Genomic DNA, 13,107 nt, shown 5'->3' with positions numbered 1-13,107 from the left:
GGGGATGCGAGGATCAGACCCCGTGAAGACCTTCGACGAGCTGTTCGCCGAGCTGAGCGAACGCGCACGCACCCGCCCTGAGGGCTCCGCCACCGCCGCGGCTCTGGAGGCCGGGGTGCATGCGCAGGGCAAGAAGGTGCTGGAGGAGGCCGGCGAGGTGTGGATCGCCGCCGAGCACGAGTCCGACGAGCGGCTCGCCGAGGAGGTCTCGCAGCTGCTGTACCGCGTGCAGGTGCTGATGCTCGGCCGCGGCCTCACCCTCGAAGACGTCTACAAGCACCTGTGATCCTGGAAACCGCGACGCTCGACGTCCGCCCCGGCCTGGAGGCGGACTTCGAGCGGGCGTTCGCCGAGGCCCGCGACGTCGTCGCCACCTCGCCGGGCTTCGTCTCGCTGGACCTGCGGCGGTCGGTCGAGCAGCCGTCCCGCTACCTGCTGCTGGTGTGGTGGGAACGCCTGGAGGACCACACGGTCGGCTTCCGGCAGGGCCCGCTGTACCCGCGGTGGAAGGCGCTGCTGCACCACTTCTACGACCCGTTCCCGACCGTCGAGCACTACCGCGCGCTCGACGCGCCCTAGCGCTCCCGCACGAACAGCGACTGCGCGCCGCGACCCACGGGACCCGACTCGTCGTGCAGCTCGCTGGTCGCCACGCCGACGCCCGCCGGGCCGATCACCGTGCGCGCGTCGAGGGCGAACCACTCGCCGACCGGCTCCCGGTGCGGGTGCACGGTCAGGTCGGTGTTGATCGAGTACCACTTCGCGACGTCCAGCCGGCTCGACACGCCGCCGGCCGAGTCGGCTATCGCGAACAGCCGCTGGAGGGCGGTCGGTTCCTCGCCCGCCACCACCGGCACCCGCGGTCGCGCCCACACCACGGCGTCGCCCGGCCCGAAGGCGCCGCCGACCGACCGCCACTCCACCGCCCGCACCAGCAGCGCCGACGGCGGCCCGAGGTGCTGGCTCTCGCCCGACCACGGACCCGACGTGTGCGGGGTCGAGGCGAACCGGCCCTCGTCGAGCCGCTCGTAGAACGCCACTAGTCCGCCCTGTCCAGCACCGTCTCCACGCCCGCGTCCGGCTCCGGCCAGCCCGGGTAGGGCGGCGGGGTGCCGTCGAACGCCGGGCACAGCGCCTTGTGGTCGCAGTAGGAGCACAGCTTGCTCGGGTTCGGCCGGAAGTCGCCCGTCTTCGCCGCGCGCAGGATGGCGTCCCAGATCGCCTCCAGGGTGCGCTCGAACCGGGCCAGCTCCGCCTCGTCCGGCTGGTAGGCCAGCGCCTGCCGGTCGGCCAGGTACATCAACCGCAGCTGGCGGGGCACCTCGCCGCGCAGCCGCCACAGCACCAGCGCGTAGAACTTCATCTGGAACAGCGCCTTGGCCTCGCCCACCTCGCGCGGCGCGGCGCCCGTCTTGTAGTCGACCACCCGGATCTCGCCGGTCGGCGCCACGTCCACCCGGTCGACGTAGCCGCGCAGCAGCACCCCGGACGGCAGCTCCCACTCGACCAGCAGCTCGCGGGCGTCCGGGTCGAACCGGCGCGGGTCCTCCAACCCGAAGTAGCCGTCCAGCAGCCCCTCGGCGGAGGCCAGCCACGTCTCCTGCTCCGGGTCGTCGGCCTCGAACAGCCCGGCGAACTCCGGCCGCTCCGCCCGCACCCGCTCCCACGCGGGGCCCACCAGCTCGCGGGCCCGCTCCGGGACCCGCTCCCGGGCGGGCAGCCCGAACAGGTCCTCCAGCACCGCGTGCACCACCGTGCCCCGCACCTGCGCCCTGGTCGGCTTCTCCGGCAGCCGGTCGACGGCGCGGAACCGGTAGAGCAGCGGGCACTGCTTGAAGTCGCCCGCACGGGACGGGGAGAGCGCTGGCCTGCGAACGGGGCGCTCGGTTGTCGGCACTGCCATGGCGGGAACGATAGGCCACCCCACCGACAAGATCACCTCCAAACGCCCTGGTCGGGATCACAGCGCTGATACACCGGGGCACCTAGGCTCTGGACGTGGCGACGACGGGTTGGCGACGGCAGGTCGGCCGGGACGGTGGGCTGCCGCTGTTCCGCGCGGCCGGGATACCGGTGCTGCTCGCGCCGTCGTGGTGGCTGGGGTCGGCGGCCATCGTCGTGCTCTACGCCCCGATGGTCGGGCGCCTCGCCCCCGGCGCGGGCGGGATCACCGGCGTGCTGCTCGCGGCCACGTTCGCCGTCTTCCTGGGCCTGTCGGTGCTCGCCCACGAGCTGGGCCACAGCCTCGTCGCGCTGCACCTGGGCCTGCCGGTCCGCCGGTTGCGGCTGTTCCTGCTGGGCGGCGTGTCCGAGGTGATGCGCACCCCCGCCAAACCCGCGCACGAGGGCGCCATCGCCGCGGCCGGACCGGTGGTCTCGATCGTGCTGGCGGGGGCGTTCGCGCTGGCCGCCGCCGCGATCCCGCGACCCGACGCGGTGTGGCTGCTGATCGCGCAGACCGCGTTCGCCAACGCCGCCGTGGCGGTGTTCAACCTGCTCCCGGGGCTGCCGCTGGACGGCGGGCGCATCCTGCGCGCCGGCGTCTGGGCCGTCACGGGCCGCCGAGCGGCGGGTACCAGGGCCGCGGTGGTCGGCGGCGGGGCGGTGGCCGCGCTGCTGGTGGCGTGGGCGCTGTGGGGCCTGTTCGACGGGGCCGAGGACCGCTGGATCAGGTTCGGCGTGTGCCTGCTCACGGCCTGGTTCGTGCTGGCCGGCGCGCGCGGCGAGCTGGCCGCCGAGCACCGGCGGACCTGGCCGGAGGGCCTCACGCTCACCGAGCTGGTCCGCCCCGTGCTGCAACTGCCCGCCGAGAGCCCCGTGTCGGGCGCGCTGACCGCGTCCGCGGGCCGGGGCGTGGTGCTGGTCCGCGCGGACGGCGTCGCGGCCGGCCTGCTCGACCGGGAGATGGCCCGGCAGCTCGCCTCGACCTCGCCGCACGCGCCCGCCGAGCAGGCCGCCGTGCCGATCCGGCCGGAGACCGTGCTGCTGGAGAACGAGAGCGGCGACGAGGTGGTCGAGCGCGTCCGCGGCACCGCGGCCTGGGAGTACCTGGTCGTCGACCTGGAGGGCAGGCCCGCGGGCGTGCTGCGGCGCGAGGACCTCAAGGCCGCCCTGGACCGCCGTTGAGCCCGGACCGCTGTCGGCCCGGACCGCCTACCGACCGCCGCTGAGCAGGTTCGCCTCCTGGGCCAGGATCGCCGCCTGCACCCGCGACCGCAGGTCCAGCTTCGTCAGCACCCGCGACACGTGCGTCTTCACCGTCGTCTCGCCGATGTGCAGCTTTCGCCCGATCTGGTGATTCGACAGCCCTTCGCCGAGGCAGCGCAGCACGTCGACCTCGCGCTCGGTCAGCGAGTCCAGGCCCGCCGGGCGGGTCCGGGGCGCGGCCGAGGCGAACTCCCGCATCACCCGCCGCGTCACGCTGGGCGCGAGCACGCCGTCACCCGCCGCGACCCGCCGCACCGCCTCCACCAGCGCGGGCGCCTCCACGGACTTCAGCAGGAACCCCGCCGCGCCCGCCCGCAGCGCCCCGGACACGTACTCGTCCAGGTCGAACGTCGTCAGCACCAGCACGTCCGCCACGTCGCCGATCTGCCGCGTCGCCTCGATGCCGTCCGTGCCCGGCATCCGGATGTCCATCAGCACCACGTCGGGCCGCAGCGACCGGGTCATCCGCACCGCCGTCGCGCCGTCACCCGCCTCGCCGACCACCTCGACGCCGTCCGCGCCGCCCAGGATCATCACGAGCCCGGCCCGGATCGCGGCGTGGTCGTCGGCCACCAGCACCCGGATCACAGCGGCAGCTCCGCCCGCACGACCCACTCGCCGCCGTCGCGGCCCGCCGAGAACGACCCGAGCACCGCCTGAGCGCGTTCCGCCATGCTCACCAACCCCGTCCCGGTGCCCGGCTCCACCTCGTCCGCAGGGTTGCGCACGACCAGCACCAACCGCCTGACCTGCCGTTCCAGCTCCACCGACGCGTGCGCGCCGGACGAGTGCTTCACCGCGTTGGTCAACGCCTCCTGCACGATCCGGTAGGCCGCGACGTCCACCGCCACCGGCAGGTCGTCGACGTCCGCGCCCCGGAACTCCACGTCCAGCCCGGCCGCCCGCGCCGACTCCACCAGGCGGTCCGCGTCGGACAGCCGCACGGCGACCGGCGCGTCCAGCGGTTCCTCCGCGCGCAGCACGTCGATCATCATCCGCATCTCCTCCAGGGCGCGCACGCTGTTCTCGCGGACCGACTTCAGCACCGTGCGCGCGGTCTCCGGGTCGCCGTCGCGCAGCGAGAGCACCGCCTCGGACTGGATCGCGATGGCGGACAGGTGCCCGGCGACCACGTCGTGCAGGTCACGGGCCATGCGGGTGCGCTCGGCACCCACCGCCGCCCGCCGGTCCAGCTCGGCGATCCGGGCGACCTGCTCGGCCCCCTCGCGGTGCTGCCGCACGTTCGTCGCCCACCACACCGGCGCCACGAGCAGCGAGAACACCTGGAGGCCGGCGTAGAACGACGACCGCCAGTCGCCGACCACCGCGACCACGGCCGCGGTGCCCAGGGTCAGCGCGCCGACCGCGCCCACGAGCACCTGGTGCAGCCGCCGCGGGCCGTGCAGCGCCGCCGCGAACAGCACGTCGACGCACACCAGCACCACCGAGAGCCGCAACCCCAGGGACAGGTCGACCGCCGTCGCGGCGAAGACCACGACGAGGGCCGCGACGGGCACCGTGCGGCGGAACACCTGGCCCGCGCACGCCACGCCGAGCACGGCGAGCCGGGTGCCGAGGGGTACGTCCGCGTCCCGGCCGCCGAGCACCAGGTCGATGTTGAGCAGGTGGAGGACCAGCCCCACGGCGAAGAACGCCACCGCGGTGAGCAGGTCGCGGCGGATCCGCTGGAGCTGCACGCCGCCATCACAGCACAGCACCCGGACGGGGGCGTCATACGAAGTGATGACACCCGGGTGGGTCGCACCGACGACGCGCCCGCCGGCGCGCACGACCACGCTGGGACCGTGGTCGAACCGTTGTTGGTCATCATTGTGGCGTGCGAGATCGGGTTCTGGGTCGTGCTGGTAGCCGGCCTGTTCGCCCGGTACGTGCTGCGGATGCGCAGGCTCAGCTCGGTCCTGCTGGTGTGCACCCCCCTGGTGGACGTGGTGCTGCTGGTCGCGACCGTCGTCGACCTGAGGAGAGGGGGTGAGGGGAACGCGGCGCACGGGTTGGCCGCCATCTACCTGGGCATCAGCGTGGCGTTCGGGCACAGCGGGCTGCGCTGGCTCGACCAGCGCTTCCACCACCGCTTCGCGGGCGGTCCGCCGCCGGTCAAGCCGCCCAAGCGCGGCCCGGCGAAGGTGCGCTACGAGTGGCGCGAGTGGGGCAAGTTCGCGCTGGCCTGGGCCATCGCGGGCGCCGTCGTGCTGCTGCTGGTGCACGTCGTCTCGACGCCGGAGCGCACCGGGACGCTGCTCGACCAGATGGGCGTGATGACCGTGGTCGGGATCATCTGGCTGCTCGGCTGGCCGGTACACCACTCGTTCACCGAGACCGGGAAGTCCCGCCGGTAGCGCGCCGCGGCGGCCGTGCGACGATCGTGCGCTGTTGACGCGCGTCCAAGCAGGAGGTTCGCCGCGGTGAGCACCGCCAGTGGTCCGTTCCAGCCCGGAGACCGGGTGCAGTTGACCGACCCGAAGGGACGGCACTACACCATCGTGCTCGAACCGGGCAAGGAGTACCACACCCACCGCGGTGCCCTGCCGCACGACAAGCTGATCGGGCAGCCCGAGGGGTCGGTGGTGGTCTCCGTCGGCGGCACGTCGTTCCTGGCCCTGCGACCGCTGCTGGCCGACTACGTGCTGTCCATGCCGCGGGGCGCCCAGGTGATCTACCCCAAGGACGCCGCCCAGATCGTCATGTACGGCGACATCTTCCCCGGTGCCCGGGTGCTGGAGGCCGGCGCCGGTTCCGGGGCCCTGACCTGCTCGTTGCTGCGCGCGGTCGGCGAGAAGGGCAGCGTGATCTCCTACGAGGTGCGCCAGGACCACGCCGACCACGCGATCCGCAACGTCGAGCAGTTCTTCGGCGAGCGGCCCGGCAACTGGTCGCTGACCGTGAGCGACCTCGTCGAGCACGAGGGCGAGGTCGACCGGGTGGTCCTCGACATGCTCGCCCCCTGGGACGTGCTGCCGACCGTGTCGAAGAACCTGATCCCCGGCGGCGTGCTGGTCGTCTACGTGGCGACCACGACCCAGCTGTCCAAGGTCACCGAGGCCATCCGGGAGCAGCAGCACTGGACCGAGCCCCAGTCGTGGGAGACCCTCGTGCGGCCGTGGCACTCGGTGGGCCTGGCCGTGCGGCCCGAGCACCGGATGATCGCCCACACCGCGTTCCTGCTGACCACCCGCAGGCTCGCCGACGGCGTCACCCCGCCCCGCCCGCAGCGCCGGCCGTCCAAGGGCTGACCAGGCACGACGGCCCCGTCCACCAGGTGGTGGGCGGGGCCGTCGGACGTCGTGGGGCCGGTCGCGGCGGGGTTCAGTTGCCGCAGGCGACCCAGCCGTCGTCGGTCTTGGTGAACGAGACCGTGTCGGTCTGCGAGTCCTTCATCATCCCCTGCATGTCGCCGGGGATGCCCTCCAGCTTGATGGTCATGGTCGCCTCGGCCTGGGTGTCGCTCTTCTCCTCGACCTTGTCGACGGTGGCGACGATCTTGATGTCCTTGATCGCCTCCTGCATCTTCCTGGCCTGCTCCTTCGCCTCCTCGGGCAGGCCTTCGAGCTGCTTGTCGATCTCGGCGCTCATCGCGTCCGGGTCGAACGCCTTCTTCAGGTCCTCGACGTCCTTCTGGTCCTCGGCGCAGGTCAGCTTGCCGAGCTTCTCGTAGTCCTTGGCCGAGACGGCCGCCGCGAAGCCGTCCGCCGCGTCCTTGGCCGTGCCGTTGCTCCCGCCGCCCAGCGTCAGCACCAACGTGACCACCACGCCGATGACGACCAGCGCGCCGACGCCCCCGAGGACCCACGGCAGCGGGCTCTTCTTGGGCGGCGCGCCGTACGGGTCGCCGAAACCACCCGGTTGGCCGTAACCGGGCTGGTTGAACTGGCCTTGCGGTCCGTACGGCTGCTGGCCGTAACCGGGCTGTCCGGGCTGCTGGGGCTGCCCGTGGGCGCCGGGCGGAGGGCCGTAGCCGGGCTGCGGCTGCCCGGCCGGCGGGGTCCCGTAGCCGGGCTGCTGTCCACCCTGTGGGAAGCCCTGGGGCGGTGGCGGGTACCCGCCGGGCTGCTGGCCGTACCCCGGCTGCTGACCGAATTGGCCTGGTTGTTGGCCAAATGGACCCGGCTGCTGACCGTGGGGTTCCGGCTGCTGCGGCGGGACGGACATCACGTTCTCCTAGAACTTTGCGCTGGTGGCAGTGGAGACTGCCCGGACCACGCACGTGGCACTCGTGTTAGAGACGCACCGTAGCGGGTAGGAGGTTCCGGCTGACACCGGTATGGAGCAGTTCATCCGGCCGAGCGGGCGGAATGCGTGATCACGCGACGCCCGGGAACTCGCAGGGTGGCGGCTTTTGTCGGTGATCGCCGGTACCGTTGTCGTACGTACACGGGAGGAGGGTGCCGACATGCAGCACGGTCATCCCGGCAGCCAGCCCGATGAGGGCGGCGAGCTGAACAAGGGCAACAACTCTGGTGAGCTGACTGCGCAGATCCGGTTCCTCGAGGACGAGATCGCGTTGCTGCGCCGCAAGTTGACGGAATCCCCACGACACGTCCGCCTGCTGGAGCAGCGGTTGGCGGAGGCGACGGAGCGCGTCAGCCAACTGACCGAGCGCAACACGAAGCTCATCGACACCCTTCGAGAAGCACGGAGCCAGCTGCTCGCGCTGCGCGAGGAGGTGGACCGCCTCGCCCAGCCGCCCAGCGGCTACGGCGTGTACCTGGCGCGGTTCGAGGACGGCACGGTGGACGTGTTCACCTCAGGCCGTCGGATGCGGGTGTCGGTCTCGCCCGCGGTCGAGACGTCGTCGCTGGTCCTGGGCCAGTCGGTGCGCCTGAACGAGGCGTTGACCGTGGTCGAGGGCGGCGGCTTCGAGCGGACCGGCGAGGTCTGCACGCTGCGCGAGGTCCTCGAGTCGGAAGAGGCCGACACCACGATCGGTCGGGCCCTGGTCGTGGGCCACGCCGACGAGGAGCGGGTCGTCTGGCTCGCCCAGCCGCTGATGGACTCGCCGCTCAAGGCGGGCGACTCGCTGCTGGTCGACTCCAAGGCCGGGTTCGCCTACGAGCGGGTCCCCAAGGCCGAGGTCGAGGACCTCGTGCTGGAGGAGGTGCCGGACGTCAAGTACGAGGACATCGGCGGCCTGTTCCGGCAGATCGAGCAGATCCGCGACGCCGTGGAGCTGCCCTTCCTGCACGCCGACCTCTTCCGCGAGTACAAGCTGCGCCCGCCCAAGGGCGTGCTGCTGTACGGCCCTCCCGGGTGCGGCAAGACGCTCATCGCCAAGGCGGTGGCGAACTCCCTGGCCAAGCAGGTCTTCGCCGCGCGCGGCGAGGGCCACCGCGAGGCCAAGAGCTACTTCCTCAACATCAAGGGCCCCGAGCTGCTCAACAAGTTCGTGGGCGAGACCGAGCGGCACATCCGCTTGATCTTCCAGCGGGCGCGCGAGAAGGCGTCCGAGGGCACCCCGGTGATCGTGTTCTTCGACGAGATGGACTCGATCTTCCGCACCCGCGGTTCGGGCGTGTCCTCCGACGTCGAGACCACGATCGTGCCCCAGCTCCTCAGCGAGATCGACGGCGTCGAGGGCCTGGAGAACGTGATCGTGATCGGCGCCTCCAACCGCGAGGACATGATCGACCCGGCCATCCTGCGTCCCGGCCGGCTCGACGTGAAGATCAAGATCGAGCGCCCGGACGCCGAGGGCGCGAAGGACATCTTCAACAAGTACCTCACGCCCGACCTGCCGATCCACGCCGACGACCTCGCCGAGTTCGGCGGCGACCCGGTGGCGTGCATCGACGGCATGGTGCAGCACACCGTCGAGCGGATGTACGAGGAGTCCGAGGAGAACCGGTTCCTGGAGGTCACCTACGCCAACGGTGACAAGGAGGTCCTGTACTTCCGGGACTTCAACTCCGGCGCCATGATCCAGAACATCGTCGACCGCGCCAAGAAGGCGGCCATCAAGAGCCTGCTGGACACCAAGCAGCCGGGCCTGTCGGTGCGCCACCTGCTCGACGCGATCGTCGACGAGTTCGCCGAGAACGAGGACCTGCCCAACACGACCAACCCGGACGACTGGGCGCGGATCTCGGGCAAGAAGGGCGAGCGGATCGTCTACATCCGCACGCTCGTGACCGGCAAGAACCAGGAGTCGGGTCGGGCGATCGACACCGCCACCAACACCGGTCAGTACCTGTAGGGCCGCTCCACCGAACGTCGGTACCGACGAGGAGCCCGTCCGGCCACCGTGCCGGGCGGGCTCCCGCCACTTCTCCACCACTACACCTACCGGGCGCGGGTGGCGGACCGGCCAACGCCGGGTGTACCGGCTAGGACCGGGCGGTGACCAGGCCCGACTCGTACGCCGCGATGACGAGCTGGGCCCGGTCGCGGGCCTGGAGCTTGTGCAGCAGCCGCCCCACGTGGGTCTTCACCGTGCCCGCCGACAGGTGCAGCTCGGCCATGATCTCGGTGTTCGACAGCCCCCGCGCGATGAGGAGCAGCACCTCCCGCTCGCGCTCGGTGACGCCCTCCAGCCGGACCTCCCGCTGCTCGGGGGCGCGCGCGAACTCCGCCACCAACCGCCTGGTCACCGACGGCGACAGCAGCGAGTCGCCCGCCGCCACGACCCGGATCGCGGCCAGCAGCTCGGCCGGGGGAGTGTCCTTGAGCAGGAACCCGCTCGCCCCGGCCCGCAGCGCCGAGTAGACGTACTCGTCCAGGTCGAAGGTGGTCAGGATCAACACCCTGGCCGAGGTCGAGGCGACCACCTCGCGGGTGGCCGTGATGCCGTCCACGCCCGGCATGCGGATGTCCATCAGCACCACGTCCGGCGAGGTCCGCCGCACCACCGACACGGCCTCCGCGCCGTCACCGGCCTCGCCGACGACCCGCAGGTCGGGCGCGGAGTCCACGAGCACCCGGAAGCTGCCGCGCAGCAGCGCCTGGTCGTCCACCACCACCACGTCGATCACGGCGGCATCGATCACGTCGGCGTCGATCACGGCAGCGGCACCTCCGCCCGCACCTCGAAGCCGCCGCCCGTCCGCGGCCCGGCCGAGAACGTCCCGCCGTACACCGCCACCCGCTCCCGCATCCCGATCAGCCCGTGGCCCTCGCCCCGGCCGGTCGCGATCCGCTCGCCGGGGCCGTCGTCCACCACCGCCACCGACACGGACGAACCGGACACCTCGACTTCGGCGGCGCACGACGCGGGCGCGGCGTGCTTGACCACGTTCGTGATCGACTCCTGCACGATCCGGTACACCGTGAGCGCCAGCACCTCCGGTACGTCCCCCCGCACCGACAGGTCGACGGTCACCCCGGCGAGCGAGGCCCGCGACACCAGCTCCGGCAGGTCGGTCATGCTCGGCATGGGCGCCAGCTCCGCCTCCGCGTCCTCCGAGCGCAGCACGCCGAGCAGCCGGCGCATCTCCACCAGGGTGCCGCGCGAGGCCGTCTCGATCACCCGCAGCGCCTCCTCGGACACCGCCGGGTCGCGCACGTGCGCGGCGGTGCCCGCCTGGACCGCGATGAGGCTGAGGCTGTGCGCGACCACGTCGTGCAGCTCGCGGGCGATCCGCATCCGCTCCTCGATGACCGCCCTCGACGCCGCCTGGGCCGCCCTGCGCGCCTCGTAGGCGCGCCGGACCCGCGTCACCCGGCCCAGCGCCCACGCCGTGCCCACGCACAGCGAGGCGAACAGGACCAGCCCGATGTCGTCCGGCCACGGCTCGCCGATCGTGATGGCCCCCGCCGCGAGGCCCAGCGACACCACCAGCGACCACACCGCGACCCGGCGCGGGCTCGTCGCCGCCACCATGTACATCGCGAACGCCGTCGCCCCGTAGGGCTCCAGGGTGATGTGGGCGATCGTGGCGACGTTCTGCGCCACGAGCACGATGCCGAGGGTGAGCAGCGGCCGGCCGCGCCGCATCGCCAGCGGCGCGCCCACGAGCACCGCGAGCGGGTAGCCCAGCCACAGGGGGGCGGTGCTCATCTCGGCGAAGCTGAGGTAGGCCAGCACGAAGACCACCGAGACCACCACGTCCAACAGGTACGGGTAGGCGGTGGGCAGCAGGCGCAGCAGGCGGGACTTCACGGGCCGAACCGTAACCGGGGTCCGCCGGCCGGGGCATCGGACCACGGTCCGATCCGAGAGACCGGACCCTCGTCCGATCCGCCCACCCCACCCGCCTCGGCAAGCTTCACCCCATGATCCAAGTCAGGCACTTGACCAAGCGGTACGGCAGCACGAGGGCCGTCGACGACCTGAGCTTCGAGGTGGAGCCCGGCTACGTCGCCGGGTTCCTCGGCCCGAACGGCGCGGGCAAGTCGACCACCATGCGCGCCATCCTCGGCCTGGACCGGCCGACCAGCGGCGAGGCGCTGGTCAACGGCCGGCGCTACGCCGCGCTGCGCAGACCCGTGCACGAGGTGGGCGCGCTGCTCGACGCGGGCGCCGTCCACGGCGGCCGAACGGCGTACGACCACCTGCGGGTGCTGGCCCGCGGCAACGGCATCCCGGACCGCCGGGCCGCCGAGACCCTCGAACAGGTGGGTCTCGCGAGCGTCGCGAAGCGTCGGGTCGGCACCCTGTCGCTGGGCATGCGGCAGCGCCTCGGCGTGGCGGCGGCCCTGCTGGGCGACCCGGGCGTGCTCCTGTTCGACGAGCCGGTCAACGGGCTCGACCCGGAGGGCATCCGCTGGATCAGGCACCTGATGCGCGACCTGGCCCGGGAGGGCCGCACCGTGCTGGTGTCCAGCCACCTGATGAGCGAGATGGCGCTGACCGCCGACCGGGTCGTGGTGGTCGGGCGGGGCAGGCTCATCCTGGAGGCGTCCATGAAGGACCTCCAGGAGAAGTTCAAGAGGGACGTCCTGGTGCGCTCGCCCAGGGCGGACGCCCTGCTCCGCGTCCTCGCCGAGGCGGGCGCCTCGGTCACCGAGGACGAGGACGGCGCCCTGCTCGTGCACGGGCTCGACGCGCCCGGCATCGCCGACCTCGCCGCCCGGCGGCAGATCCCCGTCCACGAACTGACCCCGCGCAGCGCGTCGCTGGAGGACGCCTACCTCGAACTGACCGAGGACAGCGCGGAATACCGCACGAAGGAGGGCGCGCGATGACCGGCGTGCTGAGCTCGGAACTGCTGAAGATCAGGTCGGTCCGCTCCACGACCTACCTGCTGCTGGCCATCGCGCTGACCCTGCTCGCGGGCGCGGTGATCTCCTACCTGATGACCGCCGACTGGGACACCGCCCCACCCGACCGGCAGCAGCGGTTCGACCGCGCCGACCCGAGCGTGATCGTCGTCCCGTTCGCCCAGTTCTGCCTGGGCGCGCTGGGCGCGCTGGCCGTCACCTCCGAGTACGGCACCGGCATGATCCGGGCGGCGCTGGTCTCGGTCCCGAGGCGAGGGGCGTTCCTCCTGGCCAAGACCGCCGTGGTGGCCGCGGTGGCCCTGGTCGTGGGAGCCCTGGCGGTGGGGGCGTCCTACGCGGCGGGCGAACTGATCACCGGCGACCGCCCCGAGCCGATCTCCGCCCACGCCTCCCTGGGCGACGCCCTGCCGACCCTGCTCGCCGACACGGCCTCCCTGGTCCTGCTCGCCCTGGTGGGCCTGGGCCTGGGCTTCCTGCTCCGCTCGACAGCGGGCGCCCTGGTGACCCTGTGCGCCCTCCTGTTCATCCTCCCGGTGGTGACCCTCCTGCTGCCCCCACCGTGGAACGAACGGGTCTACGCGGTCATGCTGCCCAACCTGGCCCCCCAACTGGCGGGGACGGTCCCCGAACCCCCGCTGACGCCCTCGGCCGCGGCCCTGACGATGGTCGTCTACCTGGTCCTGGTCCTGGGAGCCGGCGCGACAGCCCTGCTGCGCCGGGACGCGTGAA

Annotated in this window: 15 protein-coding genes; 8 read left to right on the top strand and 7 right to left on the bottom strand. The window is 72.5% G+C overall.

Annotation, left to right across the window (positions count from 1 at the left end; all coding sequences use genetic code 11):
- Positions 1-22: 22 nt before the first annotated feature.
- Positions 23-286 (top strand): phosphoribosyl-ATP diphosphatase, encoded by a 264-nt coding sequence (locus ACRAKJ_RS29175; protein WP_033434999.1) that lies wholly within the window; start codon positions 23-25, stop codon positions 284-286.
- Entirely contained in the window at positions 283-579 is a 297-nt protein-coding gene (locus tag ACRAKJ_RS29170; RefSeq protein ID WP_438920538.1) for an antibiotic biosynthesis monooxygenase, read from the top strand. The genes ACRAKJ_RS29175 and ACRAKJ_RS29170 overlap by 4 nt, the downstream gene beginning before the upstream one ends.
- On the opposite strand, the gene ACRAKJ_RS29165 is transcribed toward ACRAKJ_RS29170, so the two are convergent.
- Together ACRAKJ_RS29165 and ACRAKJ_RS29160 are read right to left on the bottom strand one after the other, a co-directional pair.
- Complete coding sequence (locus ACRAKJ_RS29165; RefSeq protein WP_438920539.1) at positions 576-1,040, bottom strand: hypothetical protein; 465 nt, start codon at positions 1,038-1,040, stop codon at positions 576-578. The genes ACRAKJ_RS29170 and ACRAKJ_RS29165 overlap by 4 nt on opposite strands.
- Positions 1,040-1,903 carry a PD-(D/E)XK nuclease family protein gene (locus tag ACRAKJ_RS29160; protein ID WP_438920540.1) on the bottom strand — a complete coding sequence of 288 codons (864 nt, stop codon included), beginning with the start codon at positions 1,901-1,903 and terminating at the stop codon, positions 1,040-1,042. Before ACRAKJ_RS29160 ends, ACRAKJ_RS29165 begins: the two co-directional genes overlap by 1 nt.
- Before the next feature lie 95 nt (positions 1,904-1,998).
- On the opposite strand from ACRAKJ_RS29160, the gene ACRAKJ_RS29155 reads away from it, so the two are divergent.
- On the top strand, positions 1,999-3,126 hold the full coding sequence (locus ACRAKJ_RS29155; RefSeq protein WP_438920541.1) for a site-2 protease family protein: 1,128 nt from the start codon (positions 1,999-2,001) through the stop codon (positions 3,124-3,126).
- A gap of 27 nt (positions 3,127-3,153) precedes the next feature.
- Here the strand turns inward: ACRAKJ_RS29155 and ACRAKJ_RS29150 are convergent, their stop codons facing one another.
- Both ACRAKJ_RS29150 and ACRAKJ_RS29145 read right to left on the bottom strand, forming a co-directional pair.
- Positions 3,154-3,795, bottom strand: a complete 642-nt coding sequence (locus tag ACRAKJ_RS29150) for a response regulator (protein ID WP_438920542.1) — start codon at positions 3,793-3,795, stop codon at positions 3,154-3,156.
- Positions 3,792-4,904 carry a histidine kinase gene (locus ACRAKJ_RS29145; RefSeq protein WP_438920543.1) on the bottom strand — a complete coding sequence of 371 codons (1,113 nt, stop codon included), beginning with the start codon at positions 4,902-4,904 and terminating at the stop codon, positions 3,792-3,794. The genes ACRAKJ_RS29150 and ACRAKJ_RS29145 overlap by 4 nt, the downstream gene beginning before the upstream one ends.
- Positions 4,905-5,012: 108 nt before the next feature.
- On the opposite strand from ACRAKJ_RS29145, the gene ACRAKJ_RS29140 reads away from it, so the two are divergent.
- On the top strand, positions 5,013-5,564 hold the full coding sequence (locus ACRAKJ_RS29140) for a hypothetical protein (protein WP_438920544.1): 552 nt from the start codon (positions 5,013-5,015) through the stop codon (positions 5,562-5,564).
- Between the two features lie 66 nt (positions 5,565-5,630).
- A complete protein-coding gene (locus ACRAKJ_RS29135) occupies positions 5,631-6,458 on the top strand; it encodes a tRNA (adenine-N1)-methyltransferase (protein ID WP_438920545.1) in 828 nt (275 codons plus the stop codon).
- 73 nt (positions 6,459-6,531) lie between these two features.
- On the opposite strand, the gene ACRAKJ_RS29130 is transcribed toward ACRAKJ_RS29135, so the two are convergent.
- Positions 6,532-7,374 (bottom strand): hypothetical protein, encoded by an 843-nt coding sequence (locus ACRAKJ_RS29130; RefSeq protein ID WP_438920546.1) that lies wholly within the window; start codon positions 7,372-7,374, stop codon positions 6,532-6,534.
- 241 nt (positions 7,375-7,615) lie between these two features.
- On the opposite strand from ACRAKJ_RS29130, the gene arc reads away from it, so the two are divergent.
- Positions 7,616-9,415 carry a proteasome ATPase gene (gene arc / locus ACRAKJ_RS29125; protein ID WP_438920547.1) on the top strand — a complete coding sequence of 600 codons (1,800 nt, stop codon included), beginning with the start codon at positions 7,616-7,618 and terminating at the stop codon, positions 9,413-9,415.
- A 130-nt stretch (positions 9,416-9,545) separates the two neighbouring features.
- Here the strand turns inward: arc and ACRAKJ_RS29120 are convergent, their stop codons facing one another.
- Both ACRAKJ_RS29120 and ACRAKJ_RS29115 read right to left on the bottom strand, forming a co-directional pair.
- Complete coding sequence (locus ACRAKJ_RS29120; RefSeq protein ID WP_438920592.1) at positions 9,546-10,190, bottom strand: response regulator; 645 nt, start codon at positions 10,188-10,190, stop codon at positions 9,546-9,548.
- A gap of 26 nt (positions 10,191-10,216) precedes the next feature.
- Entirely contained in the window at positions 10,217-11,317 is a 1,101-nt protein-coding gene (locus ACRAKJ_RS29115) for a histidine kinase (protein WP_438920548.1), read from the bottom strand.
- 113 nt (positions 11,318-11,430) lie between these two features.
- Between ACRAKJ_RS29115 and ACRAKJ_RS29110 the strand changes: the two genes are divergently transcribed.
- Together ACRAKJ_RS29110 and ACRAKJ_RS29105 are read left to right on the top strand one after the other, a co-directional pair.
- Positions 11,431-12,342, top strand: a complete 912-nt coding sequence (locus tag ACRAKJ_RS29110) for an ATP-binding cassette domain-containing protein (RefSeq protein WP_438920549.1) — start codon at positions 11,431-11,433, stop codon at positions 12,340-12,342.
- Positions 12,339-13,106 (top strand): ABC transporter permease, encoded by a 768-nt coding sequence (locus tag ACRAKJ_RS29105; protein WP_438920550.1) that lies wholly within the window; start codon positions 12,339-12,341, stop codon positions 13,104-13,106. Before ACRAKJ_RS29110 ends, ACRAKJ_RS29105 begins: the two co-directional genes overlap by 4 nt.
- Position 13,107: the final 1 nt, after the last annotated feature.

The sequence above is a fragment of the Saccharothrix sp. DSM 118769 genome, assembly GCF_052936295.1.
Note: the sequence above shows the minus strand (reverse complement) of the source record. Positions and strands in the feature narration are given on the sequence as shown.

What these genes read in the sequence shown, in the direction of transcription:
- ACRAKJ_RS29160 (WP_438920540.1), bottom strand. Translation starts at nt 1,903, where the DNA reads ATGGCAGTGCCGACAACCGAGCGCCCCGTTCGCAGGCCAGCGCTCTCC.
- ACRAKJ_RS29130 (WP_438920546.1), bottom strand. Translation starts at nt 7,374, where the DNA reads ATGTCCGTCCCGCCGCAGCAGCCGGAACCCCACGGTCAGCAGCCGGGT.
- arc (WP_438920547.1), top strand. Translation starts at nt 7,616, where the DNA reads ATGCAGCACGGTCATCCCGGCAGCCAGCCCGATGAGGGCGGCGAGCTG.
- ACRAKJ_RS29110 (WP_438920549.1), top strand. Translation starts at nt 11,431, where the DNA reads ATGATCCAAGTCAGGCACTTGACCAAGCGGTACGGCAGCACGAGGGCC.
- ACRAKJ_RS29105 (WP_438920550.1), top strand. Translation starts at nt 12,339, where the DNA reads ATGACCGGCGTGCTGAGCTCGGAACTGCTGAAGATCAGGTCGGTCCGC.